This window comes from Thioalkalivibrio denitrificans (genome assembly GCF_002000365.1).
Taxonomy (GTDB): Bacteria; Pseudomonadota; Gammaproteobacteria; order Ectothiorhodospirales; family Ectothiorhodospiraceae; genus Thioalkalivibrio_A; species Thioalkalivibrio_A denitrificans.
The window spans coordinates 1-1,928 of sequence record NZ_MVBK01000012.1 but is presented as its reverse complement, the minus strand read 5'-3'; the positions used below and the strand labels follow the sequence as shown (position 1 = coordinate 1,928).

Below are 1,928 nucleotides of genomic sequence, written 5' to 3'. Positions count from 1 at the left end.
AGGGCTGGGCTCCTACAAGAAGCATCGCAGAACATCCTTCGGTAGGTCTCGGCTCTACCTGTCCTCGAATGCCGCCTGAAGCGCAGCGAGATCCAGCTTCTTCATTGGCATGAAGGTGCGCGTCAGTCGGTCGATCTGCTCCGGGGTGCCGTTTCGCATCATGCGGTCCAGCTCGGCGGGCACGATCTGCCACGACACGCCGAAGTGGTCCTTGATCCATCCGCACTGTTCGGCCTCGGGGACTGCGGAGAGCGCGTTCCAGTACCTGTCGATTCCGTCCTGATCGTCGCAGTTCACGATGAAGGATACGGCCTCGTTGAATGTGAAACCGTGCCCGTGCGCGCTGTCCATGGCGGCAAACCAGGTGTCTTCCAGCATGAAGTCGGCGAACATGACCGTGCCTTCCGTATCGGGCGGCTGATCCGCGCCGTAGCGAAACATCTGCCCCGACCGGGCATTGCGGAACACGGACAGATAATGGCCGATCGCTTCCTCCGCGCGACCGCAATTCCCGCCCGTGAACAGCAGGGAGGGTACGATCGGCGGCCTTGGGTCCCCTTCGGGGTCAGTCAGCATCAGCTGCCAGGACAGACCGTATCGGTCCTGCACCCAGCCGTAGCGCGCGCTGAAGGGATACTCGCCGATGGGCATCAGCGCCGTTCCCCCCTCGGACAGCCGTGCCCAGGCCGCGTCCAGGCTGGCCCGTGCATTCTCTTCACGGGAAGGAGACGGATCGAAGTGCAGCGGGTCGTAGTTGACCATGAACGACACCGAGGGGTTGAACTTGAAGTGGGGCCCGGCGCTGATGGCCATGAACGGCTGCCCCCGGAGCCTGAAGGACACCACGTCGCAATCCCCGGACGGGGTGCCGTGCAGCGTGGTGATGTGAGTGATGTCAGAGTCCGGGAAGATCGAGGCGTAGAAGGCTGCGGCCTCCCGGGCCTCCGTGTCGTACCACAGGTGCGGCACGATCCGTGATTCGGTTGCTGTCATGATCCTGTCTCCCGTCGATGCGCGTGGAGGGGAAGGAGGGCGCCGCGCTGCGCAACCGCGTGCTTTGCCGCCCCGGTTGGTCGTCGAAGCACACGTGCCGGAATCGACATGGCACTCGCGGAACAGTCTGATTTATGGGTGCATGCCGGCACCCGTCAGCGTTGCGGTCCGGATGGCAGGCTCCCCAGGGCCTTCGCCACATGATCCGACCACCGCCCCCGGATTTCCTGAAAGCCCGTCTCACCTCCAAAGGCGCTGGAAAACACCACGTCCGGCTCCAGCGTCCTCAGCGTTTCCAGGCTTTCCACCAGTGTGTCGCGGTCGCTGAAAGGCAGCAGTCCGGGCCTCCAGGTGCCGTCCTCGCCCAGGTACAGGGTATCGCCGGTAAAGAGGTAGCGTCGGCCACCCGGGGCGTGCACCAGGAAACAGGTGCTGCCCGGCGTGTGCCCGGGGGTGGGAATCACCTCGATGTTGCCGAGCAGCATCTCGCGGGCATCGAACAGGATCTCCGGTGTGCGCACGCGGGCGAACTCGGCCTGTTCGCGCACATGACCGCCCAGCCGGGTGCCGAAGCGCTCGTGGAGCAGGTTGATCGTATCCCCCAGCTCATCCCGGTGACTCAGGAACTGATATGCCACCCCGCCGAGTTCAGCCATGCGCTCGATCTCGTGGCGGTGGCCCGTGTTGTAGAACAGCACGTTGCCATCCGCCCGGGTGAGCAGGTAGGCGTGTGTCGTCAGCCCCGGGAAGGGGCTTTCCGTCTCGGTTTCCCAGACATCGTCCTGCACCTGTTTCATGGTCTACTCCGTCATGTCGATCATGCGCGATCAGCTGGATGCGTGCATCGGCTGCGGGTGCCTGTCCCTCAAGGACTGCCCTCTTCGCAATCCGGATGACAGGGCCGCCCGGGGCGGGCCTGTCATCCGGATTGCGAA

The 1,928-nt window shown here is 64.3% G+C and carries 2 protein-coding genes; both read right to left on the bottom strand.

Annotated features, from left to right (window positions below; genetic code table 11):
- Nucleotides 1-54: 54 nt before the first annotated feature.
- Nucleotides 55-993: a VOC family protein gene (locus tag B1C78_RS02385; protein WP_077277545.1), complete on the bottom strand. Its 939-nt coding sequence runs from the start codon at nucleotides 991-993 to the stop codon at nucleotides 55-57.
- Between the two features lie 155 nt (nucleotides 994-1,148).
- A complete protein-coding gene (locus B1C78_RS02380) occupies nucleotides 1,149-1,790 on the bottom strand; it encodes an MBL fold metallo-hydrolase (protein WP_077277544.1) in 642 nt (213 codons plus the stop codon).
- Nucleotides 1,791-1,928: the final 138 nt, after the last annotated feature.

Excerpts from the sequence above, each read along its gene's own strand:
- B1C78_RS02380 (WP_077277544.1), bottom strand. The coding sequence starts at position 1,790 with ATGAAACAGGTGCAGGACGATGTCTGGGAAACCGAGACGGAAAGCCCC.
- B1C78_RS02385 (WP_077277545.1), bottom strand. The coding sequence starts at position 993 with ATGACAGCAACCGAATCACGGATCGTGCCGCACCTGTGGTACGACACG.